Annotated in this window: 13 protein-coding genes; 1 reads left to right on the top strand and 12 read right to left on the bottom strand. The window is 51.7% G+C overall.

Annotated elements, in window-relative coordinates:
- Positions 1-53 precede the first annotated feature (53 nt).
- The 12 genes from ACPV3A_RS28890 to uxaC form a co-directional block, all read right to left on the bottom strand.
- Complete coding sequence (locus ACPV3A_RS28890; protein WP_426202968.1) at positions 54-2,483, bottom strand: heavy metal translocating P-type ATPase; 2,430 nt, start codon at positions 2,481-2,483, stop codon at positions 54-56.
- Positions 2,484-2,519: 36 nt separating this feature from the next.
- The gene (locus ACPV3A_RS28885) at positions 2,520-2,720 is read right to left on the bottom strand and encodes a cation transporter (protein WP_194540064.1); all 201 of its coding nucleotides are present in this window, start codon (positions 2,718-2,720) and stop codon (positions 2,520-2,522) included.
- A 287-nt stretch (positions 2,721-3,007) separates the two neighbouring features.
- The gene (locus tag ACPV3A_RS28880; RefSeq protein WP_071218722.1) at positions 3,008-3,331 is read right to left on the bottom strand and encodes a metal-sensitive transcriptional regulator; all 324 of its coding nucleotides are present in this window, start codon (positions 3,329-3,331) and stop codon (positions 3,008-3,010) included.
- Positions 3,332-3,502: 171 nt separating this feature from the next.
- On the bottom strand, positions 3,503-4,048 hold the full coding sequence (locus ACPV3A_RS28875; RefSeq protein ID WP_339295106.1) for a hypothetical protein: 546 nt from the start codon (positions 4,046-4,048) through the stop codon (positions 3,503-3,505).
- A 215-nt stretch (positions 4,049-4,263) separates the two neighbouring features.
- Entirely contained in the window at positions 4,264-6,351 is a 2,088-nt protein-coding gene (locus tag ACPV3A_RS28870) for an alpha-glucuronidase family glycosyl hydrolase (RefSeq protein ID WP_426202964.1), read from the bottom strand.
- A 197-nt stretch (positions 6,352-6,548) separates the two neighbouring features.
- A complete protein-coding gene (locus tag ACPV3A_RS28865; RefSeq protein ID WP_426202962.1) occupies positions 6,549-7,565 on the bottom strand; it encodes an endo-1,4-beta-xylanase in 1,017 nt (338 codons plus the stop codon).
- Between the two features lie 167 nt (positions 7,566-7,732).
- Positions 7,733-8,668, bottom strand: a complete 936-nt coding sequence (locus ACPV3A_RS28860) for a carbohydrate ABC transporter permease (protein ID WP_071218718.1) — start codon at positions 8,666-8,668, stop codon at positions 7,733-7,735.
- Positions 8,669-8,720: 52 nt separating this feature from the next.
- Complete coding sequence (locus ACPV3A_RS28855; RefSeq protein WP_426202960.1) at positions 8,721-9,761, bottom strand: ABC transporter permease; 1,041 nt, start codon at positions 9,759-9,761, stop codon at positions 8,721-8,723.
- A 102-nt stretch (positions 9,762-9,863) separates the two neighbouring features.
- Positions 9,864-11,546: an ABC transporter substrate-binding protein gene (locus tag ACPV3A_RS28850; protein ID WP_426202958.1), complete on the bottom strand. Its 1,683-nt coding sequence runs from the start codon at positions 11,544-11,546 to the stop codon at positions 9,864-9,866.
- 233 nt (positions 11,547-11,779) lie between these two features.
- Positions 11,780-13,522: a sensor histidine kinase gene (locus ACPV3A_RS28845; RefSeq protein ID WP_426202956.1), complete on the bottom strand. Its 1,743-nt coding sequence runs from the start codon at positions 13,520-13,522 to the stop codon at positions 11,780-11,782.
- Positions 13,519-15,129 carry a response regulator transcription factor gene (locus ACPV3A_RS28840; RefSeq protein ID WP_426202954.1) on the bottom strand — a complete coding sequence of 537 codons (1,611 nt, stop codon included), beginning with the start codon at positions 15,127-15,129 and terminating at the stop codon, positions 13,519-13,521. Before ACPV3A_RS28840 ends, ACPV3A_RS28845 begins: the two co-directional genes overlap by 4 nt.
- A 111-nt stretch (positions 15,130-15,240) precedes the next feature.
- The gene (gene uxaC, locus ACPV3A_RS28835; RefSeq protein ID WP_426202952.1) at positions 15,241-16,644 is read right to left on the bottom strand and encodes a glucuronate isomerase; all 1,404 of its coding nucleotides are present in this window, start codon (positions 16,642-16,644) and stop codon (positions 15,241-15,243) included.
- Positions 16,645-16,730: 86 nt separating this feature from the next.
- Here uxaC and ACPV3A_RS28830 point away from each other — a divergent pair, with 86 nt between their 5' ends.
- Positions 16,731-17,408 carry a GntR family transcriptional regulator gene (locus ACPV3A_RS28830; protein ID WP_339220515.1) on the top strand — a complete coding sequence of 226 codons (678 nt, stop codon included), beginning with the start codon at positions 16,731-16,733 and terminating at the stop codon, positions 17,406-17,408.
- The last annotated feature ends 99 nt before the right edge of the window (positions 17,409-17,507 follow it).

Genomic DNA, 17,507 nt, shown 5'->3' with positions numbered 1-17,507 from the left:
TTCTCTTGCTCGGTTACCAATCATACTCTATATAAAAGGTCTGCCAGCGTTCGTTATACCTTCATCCGCTGCAGGCGAAGGGCATTCAGCACGACCGATACAGAGCTCAGTGCCATGGCGGCCCCAGCCACCCAAGGTGCCAGAAGCCCGATGGCGGCAATCGGAATGCCAAGCGAGTTATAGCCCAGCGCCCAGAACAGGTTCTGACGGATGTTGCTCATCGTCTTGCGGCTCATGTAGATGGCATCCGGAATGCTGTTCAGGTCGCCCTTCATCAGCGTCACGTCAGCGGCTTCCATTGCCACATCCGTACCTGTGCCGATGGCCATGCCGATATCGGCAACCGCAAGGGCCGGCGCATCGTTAATGCCGTCGCCCACCATGGCGACCTTCTTGCCCTGCTGCTGGAGCTTTTTCACTTCATCCGCTTTGCCTTCCGGCAGAACCTCGGCACGCACATGGTCGATGCCAACCTGCTTCGCGATGGCCTGTGCCGTGCGTTCATTGTCCCCGGTAATCATAATGACCTCAATGCCCATTTCTTTCAATCTCGCTACGGCAGCACGGGACGTCTCCTTGATCGTATCTGCCACAGCCACAAGACCTGCATATTGGCCGTCTACAGCCGTCAGCATAGCAGTCTTGCCCTCGGTTTCAAGCTCCGACATTCTGCCGAGGATCGAATCAATCGGCACGTTATGCTGTGCCATCAGCTTACGTGTGCCTACCAGAACCTCATGTCCTTCCACGCTGGCACGGATGCCGTAGCCTGGAATGGCTTCAAAATGCTCCGCAGTCGGAAGCCGCGTTCCTTTTGCTTCAATCCCGGCCACAATCGCTTCGGCAAGCGGATGCTCGGAGCTCTTCTCAGCTGATCCGACCAGACGAAGGAACAGCTCTTGATCAAAGTTATGAACTTCCACATCGGTTAACTCAGGTTTCCCTTTTGTTACCGTTCCTGTTTTATCCAGAATAATCGTGTTGATTTTATGGGTAGACTCCAGATGCTCCCCGCCCTTGAACAGAACGCCCAGTTCTGCAGCGCGGCCCGACCCGGCCATGATCGAGGTCGGTGTAGCCAGACCCAACGCACACGGACAAGCAATAACCAGAATCGCGATGGCAATTTCTAACGATTGCGCGAAATTACCAGGCGTTACCCAGAAGTACCATACGAGGAAGGCAACAATCGCAATGCCCACCACGATCGGAACGAAGATGCCGGAGATGACATCAGCGACCCGCTGAATCGGAGCCTTGGAACCTTGGGCTTCCTCAACCACCTTGATAATTTGCGCTAGAGCGGTCTCTTTACCCACTTTCGTCGCTTCAAGCGTCAAGCGCCCGTTCTTGTTTATGGTGGCGCCGATGACGGCGTCGCCCGCTTTTTTCTCAACCGGAATGCTTTCACCTGTCAGCATCGACTCATCTACCGCCGACGTGCCCTCGACCACTTTACCGTCCACCGGGATTTTCTCACCCGGCTTTACCAATACAAGATCACCCACCAGGACCTGTTCCACCGGGATAGTCATCTCCTGACCGTCACGAACGACCAGCGCCGTTTTGGCTTGAAGCCCCATCAGGGTTTTGATAGCCTCCGAGGTACGGCCTTTGGCCAGGGATTCAAACAGTTTCCCCATAATGACCAGCGTGATCAGCACCGCACTCGTTTCATAGTACATTTCGGGCCCATGGTGTGCATTTGCTCCGGCAGCGGCCCAATCGATCGTTAAATACAGACTGTAGAAATAAGCTGCCGAGGTACCGAGCGCGACCAGAACGTCCATATTGGCGCTTTTGTTGCGGAGAGCCTTATAGGCTCCCACGTAGAACTGTTTTCCGATAAAAAACTGTACTGGCGTGGCCAGGATCAGCTGGAACCAAGGGTTCATGAACAGATCCGGCATCCAGATCCAGGAGGTGAAGGAGAAATGGCTCACCATGGCCCAGAGCAGCGGCAGCGACAGAATCGCCGACAGGAGCAGCTTCCGCTTTTGCTTGGTGATGGCCTCCTTGCGGTGACCTTCCTGATCAAGCGTCTCCTGTTTGGAAACCGCCTGATACCCGAGCTTCTCCACACGCTGTTGAATATCGCTAAGGCTTACCTCTGCGGGATTGAATTCCACCCGGGCCGTCTCCAGCGCAAAATTGACGTTGGCCTGATTAACACCTGGCATCTTGCTTACTACTTTTTCGATTTTCGTAGCACAGGCGGCGCAGTACATGCCAATCAGCTGCAGGTCCACGGTTTCCTTTGCCGTTCCGTAACCCAGCTTTTCAATTTTCTCTTCCATCTGCTGGACGGAAACCACATTCGGATCAAATGTAACCGACGCTTTTTCCAGCGCAAAATTCACATTCGCTTCCTGGACGCCCTCCATTTTACTTAGACCCTTCTCAATCCGATTCGCACAGGCGGCACATGTCATACCCGTTAACTGCAGCGACGTTTTCTTCTGTTCCATTGTTCCTGCTCCCATCTTCTCCTCACCCCTCTTCATCCTCGTGCCGTTTGATTAAACTACGTTATATCCTTGTTCCTCGATAATTTCTTTGATTTTATCCAAGTTGATTTTGCCTGCGTCATATTTCACGGAGACCGTGCCTGCCTTCAAATCCACATGTCCCTCGATGTTCTCATTCTTTAAAGCTCCCTCAATGGAATTCACGCAATGCATGCAAGACATACCTTCAACTTTTATTGTTACCTGTTCCATGTTCAATCTCTCCTTTGGGTTATGAATTATTTTGAGCAGCCCTTCTAAAAGCGTGCCCGGAATTAGTTTTGAACGGGTTGTTCTCGTTTCTTGATGTTAGTATACCCCCCTACCCTATATATAGTCAATGGGTTTTCTCATTTTTTTTGAAAAATAAGTCGTCGCTATGATTTAACCGCATAACCGTGCGGTATTGTTCACCCTGAATAAACACTTACTGCCACCTTTAGAAGGTGGCAGCTCCATGGAAAGTCATCATAACCAGACCGTCTCCAGTCAGAATTCCATTATTTCATTAACTTGTTCATGGTTGTTAACAACTCGGTTATAACCTCATCGTCGCCTTCCTGCAGGCGCTCCACCACACAGCTCTTCATATGATGCTCAAGCAGCAATTTGCTGACGCCGTTCAAGGCCGACTGAATCGAGGAGATCTGGTTTAATACATCGTCACAGTACGTATCCTTCTCAATTAAGCCTTTCACGCCGCGAATCTGTCCTTCAATTCGGTTCAACCGGCTGACGAGGTTGCTTTTTGTTTTATCGGAATGATGGCTCTTCCGTTCACTGGTTACTGCGCATGCATCATGTACATGTTTCTCGACTGTCATACCCATTCCCCCCTTGATCACTACTTCATCTTATTCTAACCCTATTCTCAGTATATCATATAGCCCCCCACCCTATAAAGCCCAGCTTCTGAAATGAAGTCCATCTCTTTAACAGCATGCCGTTCTGTAGATCCTGGTTTTTGCACACAAAGATTATCGCCCTGTCCTGAATCACTTGCCAGAGGACGCGTAGTAACTATCAAGAAACAAAAGGGTGTCCGCGTACCCATCATGAAACATGGATGAAAAGATAAAAATATTCCGCGCCTCTTCTTCTGTTTCGGGCGCATTTTTCTCGAGGAACTTTCCTTTTTTATAGTCATAGAAGTAATCCAGGATATCATCGGACTGTGATGGCTCATATTGCTCCCCATATCGTTGTTTGATCTCGTCTATTTGCATTCCTATTTCAGCACCGCGCGTTGTTTGATAATGACCTTTCGATTCTTCCTCCATCCTGATCGCGACAACGGCATCATCTCTGTAGAACACCGCGATGCCGGAATCGTAATCAAATACGCCCCTGGCATGCTCTTGGCCTTTCCCAAGCACTTCTTCAGCTTCCGCACGATTCATGCCGTAGAATACCTTCTGGCCATTGTCTAACCGCACGATTCCCATATCTTCTGCGGTAAACTTCTCTTTAGGCTCATCGCTTCCACTGCAGCCTCCGAAGACCAGGATCAACAATATCAACAAGCAGAAGTATCTAATCATGTACTCCTCCTCCTTTGGAGTTTTTTTACAAGATTTTACCATATAAAACTTTGCACAGGGCATTATTTTTTACCTGGGAAGTATGTCATCAAAAGTGCATGCTCACAAAAGGTTCAGCATTCGAACAGTATTCAGCCAAGAAAAAAGATGCCCCATCAGTTCCGAAATCTGATGGGGCACCCCCCTATATTTTCGTATTCAGTTATAAAATGAACTTAATATATCGTCCGCCCCTGTTCATCCGGCACGCCGGATTTACGGAAGAAATACGTGTTGATCACATCCCGCCAATGCTTCGCATGCTCGGCTTGATCCGTGAGCCGCTCCGTCACTTGAACGAAGCGCTCCGGATCGACCTTTCCTTCCAAAGAGGTCCAAGCCTCAAGCAGTCCTGTCGCTGCTTCCGCCCCGCCAAAATGTGAGTCATAGATATGCTGAATCACCGTTTTGCCGGATTTCAGCACATGGGAATACGGCACATGATGGAAGAACAGCAGCAGCTCGTCAGGACAATCCGCCAGTGAATCATATCGGGCCTTATTCGGCCCGAAATACTGCGCGGTATAGCCTGTGCCCGATGTCACCGTGCGATCGACGCCCATCCCGTCCCGATCGGCGAAATGATACGTGCCCCACCTTGAATATTCATAGCCGTCCACATCCGGACCGTAATGCGTATGCGGCGTAATCATCCAGCCCACCCCGAGCGGGGCGGTATAGCTTTCATAGATCGGCCACGATTGCATCAGCATGTCGCATACCGTATGGACCACCGTGTCGTCATTGCCGAAGGTCAGCCTCGTCCATTCTTCCGCGATCCCCTCGGAGGACAATTCCGGATCCCAGACCAGACGTCCGAAGCCATACAGATTCGCCTGTGCCAAGGTGTGCCCCGTCCAGTTCTCATCATTTCCGATGTTGGAAACGGCGGCGATCCCGCTGTATTTCATGTCGTGCAGCGAACCGTTCACGATCTTCTTCACCTCGGACCCCGACCCATTCGCATAGGTATCGAAATCCAGCACCTCTTTCCACTGCGGCACCAAATAGCATACGTGGCGCTGCTGCCCCGTATATTCCTGGGCGACCTGAAACTCCAGCACTTGATTGGTCTCTTTCATGCTACCGAACAGCGGCGACACCGGTTCCCGCACTTGAAAGTCCATGGGCCCGTTCTTAATCTGCAGCAGCACATTGTCCTTAAACCTGCCGTCCAGCGGGGTAAAATGATCATAGGCCGCCCGCGCTCGGTCTGTGCTGCGATCGCGCCAATCCTGCATGCAGTTGTATACGAAGCAGCGCCAGATGACGAGCCCGCCATGCGGCTCCAAGGCCTCAGCGAGCATATTGGCGCCATCGGCATGGTCCCTTCCATAGGCAAACGGGCCGGGGCGATGCTCCGAATCCGCCTTCACCAGGAAGCCGCCGAAGTCCGGGATATGATCATAAATCTCATCCGCCGTATCCTTCCACCACTGTCGAACCTCTTCGCTCAGCGGATCGGAGGTCGATACGCCGCCGATATGCAGCGGAGCCGCAAAGTTAATGCTCAAGTACAATGAAATGCCATATTCCCGGAAGATATCCGCGACCTTCACAATCGTCGGCAAATATTCCGCGGTAATGAACTTCGTCTCGATCTCATGCACATTGACGTTATTAATGGAGATGGCATTCAATCCCACGGAAGCCAATAAGCGGGCGTAGTCTCTTACGCGATCCAGATTTTCGGTGAACCGTCCGTTTTCGTAAAAAATCGAGTGGCCCGAGTACCCGCGTTCCACCGAGCCGTCGGCATTGTCCCATTGATTGATCATCCGCAGTCCGTTCACTGGCTGCTCGGTCACCTTCAAACCGGTTAACGGTTGGTGGGAGGCCAGCAATCTCAATAAATGAAACACCCCATATAATACCCCTTTGCCCGATCCACCGGTCAGTACCAGCTTTTCCTGCTTCCCTTGGATTGAATGCTCCAACTGAAAGCCTTCTGCGCCTAGCTGGTCTGCCATCAGGCTCCTATCCTCACCTGAGCCGACCCCATCTAGTTCTCCCATGCCGGGTTCGGTTGATGTCGAGATGCGCACCTCGAAGTAAAATGAAGACGGGGCCTCGGACGTGATGACCGGGACAATACCCAGCATGGATTGGCACGCCCTCTTCAGTTCCTCCATGGCGGCGTTCGCAACCCGCGACTGCTGCAGATCCGCTACAATCGTGCCGAGCAGTCTGCTGTATCCGGAGGCAAGCTCCCGGTCCTTGATGGGCGCATACTGCAGCCACGCTTTATATAAAGTGCTGTTCAATGTCAGTTCCTCCTTCTTTGGCCAAAAGTCAGTGCCATCTCTTCGGATTGCCGTTGTCTTAAACCTCCGCTTTCCGTCAAAGCCAAAATACAGATGCCGGCCACAAGGACCGGCAACATGACAAGCTGATGGGAGCCTTAATCGCATATATTGCTTTCTATTTGATTAGGATGAAGACTTGATCCGTCCAAGACGGATTACACCTTGACCATATGCTCCACCAAGCGATGAAACGCCGGTTTCGGCTGATGCCGCTCATCGAACAGGAAGGGCCAATTCTTCCGCCCCCGTACCGGGAAATCGTCCAGCCAAGTGTAATCGTCGGCAGCGCCCCAGAAGGTAACGGACGTAATATGATCCCGGTACTCCTTCAGAATGCCAAACATCGCCTCATACCTCTTGGCTTGAGCCTCCAGAAGTTCTTCCGGTGCTTCGGTCAGATCCTTCCGCTTGTCTTCAAACCGGAACATCGATACATCGAGCTCGGTGAGTTGAAGCTGCAGGCCGAGCGATGCATACTTCTCGATCGCGGAGCGGATATCATCAAGAGCCGGATCGTACAGATTCCAGTGCGCCTGCAATCCTATGCCATGGATCGGCGTTCCTTGATCCATCAGTAACTTGACCAGCGTATGGATTTTGTCCCGCTTGTTCGGGTGGGACTCATTGTAATCGTTATAGAACAACAACGCCGCCGGGTCGGCTTCATGAGCATACTCGAATGCCTTGGAGATGAACTCCGGACCCGCAATGTCCAGCCACTTGGACGGACGGAGAAGTTCGGCGCCTTCATCCGCAATTACTTCGTTGACAACGTCCCAGGCGTAAATATCGCCCTTGTACCGCTTTACGACCGTGTCGGTATGCGACTTTAACCGTTCGTACAGCGTGGCTTTATCCACCAGGTTCCCGTTCTTGTCTTCGAACAGCCAATCGGTTGTTTGGTTATGCCATACCAGTGTATGGCCGCGCATCTTCATTCCATGCTTGCGGGCGAAAGCGGCAAGCCGGTCCGCATCCTCGAACGTATACGTATCCTCCGCCGGGTGCACGCTGACAAACTTCATTTCATTTTCCGCCGTGATGCTGTTGAAATGATAGGATAGCAATTCCTCCTGCGTTTCGATCGTCCGCGGGTTCACGGCTGCTCCAATGAGAAAGTCATCCGCGAACATTTCCTTCAGCCTGGGTTCACTTCGCTGCGTGTTAGACATACGCAATCCCTCCTTGAATTTAGAGATCATAGCAAGATTGATGGTTTATGATCATGATGCAACGACATCGGTTGGTCGATAGCAGCCATCCAAGCATGCTCCAGACCATGCACCGTGCGTACAGGGAGCCGTGCACACGATGTACTTATTTGGCGACTCCAGCAGGCTTACCCTTTCACCCCGCCAAGGGTCATCCCTTGCACGAAGTATTTTTGCAGGAACGGATACACCAGAATGATCGGCACGCTGGCCACAATGGTCATCGTAGCCCGTATAGAGGTCGGGGTGACCTGGTTCGCACCGCTTTCCGAGCTTGCAAACTGGCTTGCATAGTCGTTGCCCGAATTCAGCGAGGAGTTCGAATTCTGGAGTATTTTCATCAACTCATACTGCAGGGTGCTAAGCTCACTGTATGAAGAGTTATACAAGAATACGTCAAACCAGGAGTTCCACTGGGATACCGCCGTAAACAGCGATACCGTAGCAAGTACGGGCACGCATAGCGGAAGCACGATTTTCATGAAAGTCGTGAATTCACCGGCGCCGTCGATCCGGGCCGATTCCAGAATTCCCTCCGGCAGTCCTTCAATGAAGGAACGGATGACGATAACGTTAAACACGCCGATCAGACCCGGAATGATGTACACCGAGAAGGTCCCCAGCATGCCCAATTCGCGAATCAACAGGAAGTTCGGAATCAAACCGCCGCTGAAATACATCGTCAAGATGAAGGCAATCGATACAAATTTGCGCAGCACATATTCCGGACGGCTGATGGTATAGGCCACCATAGCACAGCAGAATACGGAAGTGATCGTACCGATCAACGTACGCAAAACCGAGATGAAGGTAGCGTGGAATATCGTGGCCTCGTTAAATACATATTTATAATTCTCCCACGTGAAATCCCGCGGCCATAAATAAATGCCGCCTTTTACCGAATCCGTCGCATTGTTGAAGGAAACCGCGAGCGTATTGATGAACGGGTACAACGTGACAATCATGAGACAGATCATGAACACAATGTTAAAGGTATCGAATAACCGGTCCGCGGGAGACTTGAACCGGGCGTGGGCCCGTGGTGAATCTGAAATCTTCGCCATATGAATCCTCCTGTACGTTTTCTGATAGAGAACGGTCCTCGCAAGCTTTCGCTTAGAACAATCGATCTTCGCCCAGTCTCTTCGCGATATGGTTGGCCGTGAACAAGAGTATGAAGCTGACGACCGTCTTGAACATGCCGGCTGCAATCGAGAGCGAGAAGTTGCCCATCTGAATACCGTATTTCAGCACGAAAATATCCAGGTTCTCGGAATAATCCACGTTCATGCCGTTACCAAGCAAATATTGCGGTTCAAAGCCGGATTCGAGCAGGTTGCCGATATTCATGATCAGCAGGATGATGAATACCGGCTTCAGACCCGGCAAGGTGATGTTCCAGATCCGTTGAAAGCGTCCGGCGCCATCGATTTCCGCCGCCTCGTACTGCGAGGGATCGATCATCGTCATGGCTGCCAAATATATAATGGTGTTCCAGCCGACATTCTTCCATACTTCCGAAACACCGAGTATTCCCCAGAAATATTCCCCTTCCCCAAGCCATAAGATCGGTTCCTTAATAATCCCGAACCACATGAGGAGTTCATTGATAATCCCGCCGTCTGCGGACAGAGCCGTCGAAATAATGCTCGCTGCCACAACCCAAGAGATGAAATGGGGCAAATAACTGATCGTCTGCACCACCCGTTTGAACATCAAATTACGCAGCTCATTGAGCAGGATCGCTAACACAATCGCCGTAACAAAACCTAAGACAAGGTTGATAAAACTCATAGCGAGCGTGTTGCGCATGACCCGGAGGAAGTGTTCGTCCTGAAACAGAAAGGTAAAATGCTGCAAGCCTACCCATTCCTGATCGAATATCTTCTTGGCCGGTTTAAAATCCTGAAACGCGATGGTCCAGCCCCATAGCGGCAGGTACTTAAAGACAAACAACCATATCAAAAAAGGGATCGACATGAAGACCAGCGCCTTCTGCTGCAGCAGCTTCTGGAAGAAGCTTTTTTCGCCTGATGGCGGTTTATTGTTCAAACCAGTATTGTTTTTCCGTTGTTTATTGAAGAAACCTTTCGATACCGCCGGCGCTTCACGTAGCGCCGTCGTCTCTGCAGGTCCAATCGGGTTCGCCTTATCCACGGTTTCTTCTCCTTCCTATCCAGCCCGTACAATGGTTATAGAGGAGGAGGGACGAATACAAACTTATCGAGTGGTCCGCCCCTGACCTCCTCTTATCTATTATTATCCTTGGGCATTTGCGATTTTCTTGGCTACTTCCTCAGTGATCAGATCCTCATATCCCTTCACGTCCAGCTTGCTGAACTCGCCCACGTATTCGTTCCATATACCATCAAACTCCGCAGGGTTGGCAAGAACCAGTTTCGGGAAGTATTTACGCTGCAAATCGCTTTTCTTCTGCGTGAAGATTTGGGCCGGTGACCCCTGATCGATCGGAATGCTCCAAGCCGGATACCATGGGCGGTCGTCCGGTGCCGCAAACAGCTGCGAGAAGGAATCGATGTCGTATGCTTCAAGCAATTTCTTGTCCGGTTCGGAGTAAGACATTTTCGCAACCTCAGGCTGGCGTCCCGCACCTACGGAATTACCGTCAGAAAGCGTAGAACCGTTGCCGTAACGAGGCCAGTTGTATTCAAAGTACTTGAAGCCGAAGGACTCGCGGAAGGCTTCCGTATTGGTCTGTGCAATCTGCTCTTCCGTACGGTAGAAGCGACCGTTCTCATCTACGGAATACGTCTCGTCCTTGATGCCCCAGTTCGACAGAATTTGGTTCTCGTCCGTCAGCAGGTTGTTGAAATACTTCACAATGCGTTCCGGATCCTTCGCGCTGACGGAAATCCCTACGCCGCGGTTGTTAACAAAGGATGGCGGATCCAAATATTGATCCTTGGTATTCTCGTCGTATACGATCGGCAGCGCCATATATTCGAGATCGTCGTTACCCGATTTATTGGCTGTTTCGCGCAAGTTGTTCATCGCTTGGCCTACCTGCCATCTATAGTCGAAGAAGCCGAGCACCTTACCGGAAGTCAGCTTGGCAAGGTATTGATCATAGTTGTCCACGAAAGAGGATTTATCGAACAGGCCTTCCGCATTCAGCTTGTTCAGCTCCTGCAGGTAACGCTTCGTAATGTCGTCGTCAGCGTAATCATTCGCTACGTGAGTCTCCATGTCGATGATGATGCCGCCATCGTTCGGATAACCGGCCAAGTGCATCGGGGCATTGGTCAGGGCAAAAAATTTATCCTGCGTCGTCAGTGCCAGATATCCGGTCAAGCCTTCCTCCGGATGCTTCTTCACGTAATCGCGAATCAGGTTCAGGTACTCGTCGAAGGTCTTGATTTTCGGGTAACCCGCTTCCTTCAGGACGCGGCGTTGAATCCAGAATGCTCCTTGCTCGATATTGGGAGCCGACGTGTACTCTCCTACAACCGCACTTAACGGGAGGAAGTAAATGTTGCCGTCATCGGCTTTCATCAGATTGTAATACGGCTCGTACACACGCTTGATGTTAGGGCCGTACTTATCGATCAGGTCATTGAGCGGAATGAAGGCGCCCGCCCCGACCAGCTTATCGATCGAGCTCCCCGGCACAATCACATCGGGATAATCGTTGCTGGCAATGAATGTTCCCACCTTGGTGTTCTCGTCTCCTACCAAATGCTCCATTTTAAAATTCACGCCGGTTTGGTCTTCAAAAATTTTACCGATGGTGGTTTCGTTCGTATTTTTGTCTTTACCTGCTGCGGAGTTGAAATAGGTGAAGGTGACCTTCTCTTCTTTCTTCTCGCCTTCGCCGCCGGCAGCCGGTGCGTTATCCGCTGCCTCTTTACCGCCGCCGCAAGCCGCCAGAAGCGATACCATCATAACCACGGTCAGACAGCTCAGCCAAAATTTCTTGTTCATGCTCTTGACCTACCCCTTTCGGTCTCGTTAATTTGTAAGCACTTTCATTATAAGAGAGCTCTGGGACGATTTTCACCCGTCAATCTTTAGGTGATACTTTGAAAACTATAGAACCGTATCCCTGGTCGTGAAAAATGGCAGCTCTGCGGCCTTCGCCGCACCTCTCCTCCTGATTAACGAACAAATCCTGCTGTAGTCACTCCGAACCGGAGTGCCAAGCAGGATTTGCCCTGTTAGGTTTCGATGGGGATGGACAGTCTTATCCGGGTGCCTTGTCCAGGCGAGCTGTCGATTTTAAACTGGAACCGACTTCCGTAATACAGCTTCAGCCGGTAAATCACGTTCTGAATGCCGATCCGCTCGCCCATCTCGTCCTCGGTATCCAGGTAGCGATAGATGCGTTCCACCTGCTCAGCGGACATGCCTGCCCCGTTATCCTGAATGCTGCAGATAAGGCTTTGGCCCTCACGCACAACCTGAACTTCAATGCGACCCCCGTGCTTGAGCGGCTCAATGCCATGAATGCTGGCATTCTCCACAAAAGTAACGATGGCCATCTTCGGTATTTGCAAATGTCCTTCCTCTGCAGGGGCGTGAACCGAGTAATCAATTTTGTCGCCAAACCGATATTTCTGGATTTCAAGGAAACAGTGAATAAACTCCACCTCTTCCTTGAGCGTCACCATGTCTTTTTTCCAAACCAGGGAATTGCGGAAGATCTTGGCCATATTATGAATGATTTTTGCCGTCTCATCCTCATCCTTCATCAGACTGCGCATGCGGATGGTCTCCAAGGCGTTAAAGAGAAAGTGCGGATTAATCTGGCTCTGCAGAGCGTTCAATTGCGCATGCCGCCGCTGAAGCTCCAAATTCTTCTTCTGGATATCCGCCACGTACACGTCATTGATCAAGCTCTTAAGCTGCAGGGTCATCCGGTTGAATTCACCCGTCAGCTGACCGATCTCGTCATATGCCTCAGCCTCTTGGATCGTGTCGTAATTCTGGTTCTTGACCTTCTTCATATGCTTGAGTATCCGTATCAGACGCACGTTCAGGGAACGGCTTATCCAGACAATCACCAAGGTCGGAAGCAGAAAGTTCAGGCAGGTCAGCACAATGACGAATCGCAAGGACTGATGCACGTCGCGCAGCACCACATCCTCCGGCGTCACCGCCATGATCGTCCAGGTGTTTAGATTGTTGGTCGTGAACGTATCGGTGTGAAACTCCAGAAACCTGTCGCCATGCACGATGCTGCTGTACGGCACGGAACCCTGCATAATATCAACCTTCGGATCCGTGGTGTATTCGATATTTCCGGCACCGCTCAGCAGGTACACTTTGCCCTGCACATTCAGATTACTCATGATCTGCCGAATCGAGGGCATCCGCATATCAATCTTGAGATACTTGGTATGATCATCCTGGGAACTGAAATAATTCATGCTTCGGATGATGCTGAAGCTGTCCAATTGGCCATTCTTGCCCGTACGCATCACAATCGGCTGGGTTACGTTTTTGCCCGCAATTGCCTTGTACCAGGCCTCTTCCTTCACCTGGTCGCTAATATAATTAATGCCGCCGGAATACAGCAGGGTCGGATTGTCCACATACACCGTAATCTCGCTGACCGAATTGTACACGGCGCTGCCCGAATTCAAAATGCGGCGGAGATAGGTATCATAAGCCTCGATATAATCGGCCGGATGATCGTACACCGTCTCCATGATCTCGTTCAACTGAATGTCCGTGTAGAAGACGGAGGAGATCTCCAGCGCGTCCTCGACTTCACGACGGAACTCATTCTTCATCTGCTCAAGCGCCACCGTTATATCCTGGATCCGCTGCTCCCTCACGCTGCCGGATGTCACGTTGTAGAAGATGAGGTTGGTGACCAGGATTGGCAAAAATACGGCCAGGAAATACATCAGCAGCATCTTGTCCCGCAGACGGACATTATTCAAGCTTGGCTTCATCGATTCGCCCCTTGGGACGCGTCCTCCTTCATCAAGCGGCTCCGGTACTCGCTTGGCGTCATTCGCTCCAGCTTCTCGAATTGCGTGACGAAATAGTCCGGGTTGCTGAAGCCGACCCGTTCCGCCACCTCATAGATGCGCAGATCCGTCTGGCGCAGCAATCGCTTCGCTTCGTTCACGCGCAGCTGCAGCAGGAAGTCATTAAAGTAAATGCCATACGCCTTTTTGAAAAGCTGTCCCAAATACACCGGGTTCATATAGAACTTCCCTGCGATGCCCTTCAGGCTGATATTCTCATGATAATGGGCCTCGATATAAGCCCGGATCTTCTGGATTCCGCCCTTGTGCTGCTCCTTGCGAAGGTGCGCGATATAGTTCGCGCTCTCAATGGCGAATTCCGTGAACAACCGCTTCAGCCCCTGAAGCGACAAGTTGCGGTCATGCCATTCGGTCATCGGCTCCAAACTGGATAGCCGGCTCTGATCCCCGTCCATGCTGCCGAGCACCCGGACCACGCCCAGCACGCATTGGTTGATTGCCGTCTTCACCGCTTCGGGAGCATACAACTTCTCCCGGAAGGATTCGAACAGAAGGCGAATCGTCACTTCCAACTTCTCGAAATGCAGCTCCTCGATCTGCTCCAGAAACTGCTCGTAAAGCCCCTCTTCCAGCCCGATGTAGTTAAGGCCGTGCTGGGAGGCCTCCTCATGGATCACAATGCCGCTCTCATCATAGATATATTTGTACAGGAGTGATTCTTTGGCCGTTTCGTATGCCTCCTGAATGCGGGACAGCTGCAACACCGGTTGACCAAAATAAACAAAGATTCGTTCGTGGCCCGAATCGGCAAGCGATTGCTGAAGGCGTCTGGCAAATCCCCGTTGACACCCCTGGAAACAGTGCAGGATGCTGCCCGGAACGATAATGCCGATTCGATTGCGGTGCTCATGCAGGTAGAAGGGCTGTTCTCCATTCGAGATCGCAAGGAGAGCCGCCTCCACCCTGTCCTTGAATTCTGCTCTGCCATCGTCATTGCCGTTCGCCGCCGAAGCCTGCTGGTAGTCATTCCGTTCGACAAAGACGTAGAACAGGCGACTCTCCGGCTGAAGCTCGAGGCGTTGCTCCCATTCCTGCAGCAGCGCCTCATCGGCTTCTCCTATAATGAGTGATTCCATCAGGGCCCCGGACAACAGCCTCTCTTCTCTCAAGCGAGCCTCGCGGTCTGATTTTAGCCGCTCGCTGAGCCGAACCAGCGCATGGCTGAATTCCGTCTCATCAATCGGTTTCAGAATGAAATCATGCACGCCATAGCGGACGGCCTGCTGGGCATAATTGAAATCATCGTATCCGCTTACAATAATGAAATACGGCTTGACGATGTCCTTCGTGACGACATGCCTGATCAGCTCGAGTCCATCCAGCACCGGCATGCGGATATCGGTGATGACCACATCCGGTTGAAGCCGTTCAATCAGTTCCAGCGCATCTTCCCCGTTATCCGCCTCATCTACAATTTGAAAGCCGCAGGCTTCCCAATCAATCAGCTTCAGGAGCCCTTTGCGCGTAAACACCTCGTCATCCACCAATATCGCCCGGTTCCATTGCACGGTATGTCCCCCTCGCCTGTTCAAACACATCTGCTGTCACATATCTTCTACCTGACTATCAGCAAACGCTTTCATATAGTAAGTCTATTGTTCATGCTCCGCATGCAATTGTCAATGAATTTGAAAATAACGCTCGGCATTGTGGTAGCAAATATCCTGGATAATGGCACCGATATATTCATAATCCGCGGGCAGTTCCCCTTCCTTGATCCAATCGCCGAACAGGCGGCACAGCACTCTGCGGAAATATTCATGCCTCGGGAACGACATAAAACTCCTGGAATCGGTCAGCATGCCGACAAAAGTGCTGATCAGCCCCATGGAAGACAACGCGGTGAGCTGCTTCAGCATCCCTTCCTTCTGATCGTGGAACCACCAAGCGGAACCAAGCTGAAGCTTGCCCTCGACGCCAGCCGACTGGAAATTCCCGATCGTGGTAGCGATCATTTCGTAATGCGAGGAATACAGGCTGTACACAATGGTTTTCGGCAGCTGATCGTTCCTGTCGAGCCTGCTTAGAAAACCGTTCAGGCTTTCCGCCAGATGGAAATCGAGAATCGAGTCATACCCGCTGTCCTTGCCGATCTTCGAGAACATGCGAGCATTATTGTTCCGGATCGCCCCAATGTGCAGTTGCATGGTCCAGCCCTTGGCGTGATACATTTCTCCGAGCTTGAGCAGGGTATAGGTGCGATATTTCCGATCCTCAAGCGGTGTGAGGCTGCCCCCGCTGATCGATTTGCCGTAAATGTCCGCAACCTCTTGTTCATCGGCTTGTTCGAAAGGAAACGCGCCAAAGCCGTGATCCGACAGGCGACAGCCATGATCATGGAAATATTGAATCCGCTCCTGCAGGGCATCCAGCAATCCCTGATAGGTATCCACGGCTATACCGGCCGTTGTTCCCAGGTTCTGTGCATAGGGGGTGAAATCCGGGTTCGTGACATCCAGCACCCGATCCGGCCGGAATGCAGGGGCAACGATGGTCGACAATTCTCCATGATCCCGAATGGCCCGATGATACTCCAGCGAATCAACGGGATCATCTGTCGTGCAGGCCACTTTGACCTTGAATTTCTCCAGAATTCCGCCTGCCCGCAAGGCAGGAGCCTTCAGCTGCTCATTGCAAGCTTCCCAGATCTCCTTAGCATTCTCAGCGGTCAACCGCTCTTGAATCCCGAAATAACGGGTCAACTCCAGATGGGTCCAATGATAGAGCGGATTGCCCACCAAGCGCGGAACGCATTCCGCCCAGGCCATGAACTTGGCTTCGGCGCTGGCACCGCCTGTAATCAGCTCTTCGTCGACGCCAAGCCAGCGCATCGCCCTCCACTTGTAGTGATCCCCCTCCAGCCAAAGCTCCGTCAGGTTGTCGAACTGCCGGTTGATCGCGATATCCTTCGGGTTTAAATGGTTGTGGTAATCGAATATCGGCATCCCTTCCGCATAATCATAAAAGAGTTTCTTTGCGCTGTTGCTGTTTAGGAGCAGGTTTTCCGTGTCCAAACGGCCCATGTGATCGCCTCCGATTCTTATTTCGATTTTCAGTTCCATACTACCATACAAGTATGGTAGTATGGAATACATTAGGAGGTGATGCAGTGGTAGAATCTTTGCGATTACAGCCAGGATCGGCCGGAAATATCGTGTACTCCCGGCTTAAACAGCAAATTGTCAGTCTGGAGCTGCCGCCGGGAACGGCTTTATCCGAGAAGGAGGTTTCCCTATCCTTCGAGGTCAGCCGGACCCCGGTACGGGAAAGCTTTGTCCGTTTGGCCCAGGAGGACCTGGTTGTGGTGCTTCCCCAGCGCGGCACGCGCGTCTCGCTCATCGATTCGGAGTTGGTCGAGGAAGCGCGCTTCATGCGCGAGCAGCTGGAGAAAGCCGTGGTCCGGCTTGCCTGCGAAAGCTTTCCCGAGGATAAATTCGCCGAGCTGGAGCACAATCTGTCCGAGCAGCGCGAGAGCATCGAGAAGCATGACGGCAAGCATATGTTTGATCTGGATGAGGCCTTTCATCGTATTTTGTTCGAAGGCTGCCGTAAGGTCGGCACATGGAACGTGCTGCAGCAGATGAACGCTCATCTGAACCGGAGCCGGATGTTATGGTTGTCCGCCGATCCGAATTGGACCAACCTGTACGAGCAGCATCGGGAGATCGCGGACGCGATTTCACGTCATGACGCCGATCATGCCGAACGGGAAATGCAGGCGCATCTCAGCCTGATCATCTCCAATCTGGCCGTGCTGAAAGAGAAGCATCCCGATTATTTTAAATAAAGCAATCCAGGCGGATAGACTTAGCCGTTCGCAGGCTTCCATCTTGGCGGTGCACTCGTAACTTGCAAAATTCCCAGCAGCTTTGCGTTAACTCCTTAA

It is taken from the genome of Paenibacillus sp. Dod16, assembly GCF_049893405.1.
Lineage (GTDB): Bacteria > Bacillota > Bacilli > Paenibacillales > Paenibacillaceae > Paenibacillus_AQ.
Note: the sequence above shows the minus strand (reverse complement) of the source record. Positions and strands in the feature narration are given on the sequence as shown.

What these genes read in the sequence shown, in the direction of transcription:
- ACPV3A_RS28890 (WP_426202968.1), bottom strand. Translation starts at nt 2,483, where the DNA reads ATGGGAGCAGGAACAATGGAACAGAAGAAAACGTCGCTGCAGTTAACG.
- ACPV3A_RS28885 (WP_194540064.1), bottom strand. Translation starts at nt 2,720, where the DNA reads ATGGAACAGGTAACAATAAAAGTTGAAGGTATGTCTTGCATGCATTGC.
- ACPV3A_RS28880 (WP_071218722.1), bottom strand. Translation starts at nt 3,331, where the DNA reads ATGACAGTCGAGAAACATGTACATGATGCATGCGCAGTAACCAGTGAA.
- ACPV3A_RS28875 (WP_339295106.1), bottom strand. Translation starts at nt 4,048, where the DNA reads ATGATTAGATACTTCTGCTTGTTGATATTGTTGATCCTGGTCTTCGGA.
- ACPV3A_RS28865 (WP_426202962.1), bottom strand. Translation starts at nt 7,565, where the DNA reads ATGTCTAACACGCAGCGAAGTGAACCCAGGCTGAAGGAAATGTTCGCG.
- ACPV3A_RS28860 (WP_071218718.1), bottom strand. Translation starts at nt 8,668, where the DNA reads ATGGCGAAGATTTCAGATTCACCACGGGCCCACGCCCGGTTCAAGTCT.
- ACPV3A_RS28850 (WP_426202958.1), bottom strand. Translation starts at nt 11,546, where the DNA reads ATGAACAAGAAATTTTGGCTGAGCTGTCTGACCGTGGTTATGATGGTA.
- ACPV3A_RS28845 (WP_426202956.1), bottom strand. Translation starts at nt 13,522, where the DNA reads ATGAAGCCAAGCTTGAATAATGTCCGTCTGCGGGACAAGATGCTGCTG.
- uxaC (WP_426202952.1), bottom strand. Translation starts at nt 16,644, where the DNA reads ATGGGCCGTTTGGACACGGAAAACCTGCTCCTAAACAGCAACAGCGCA.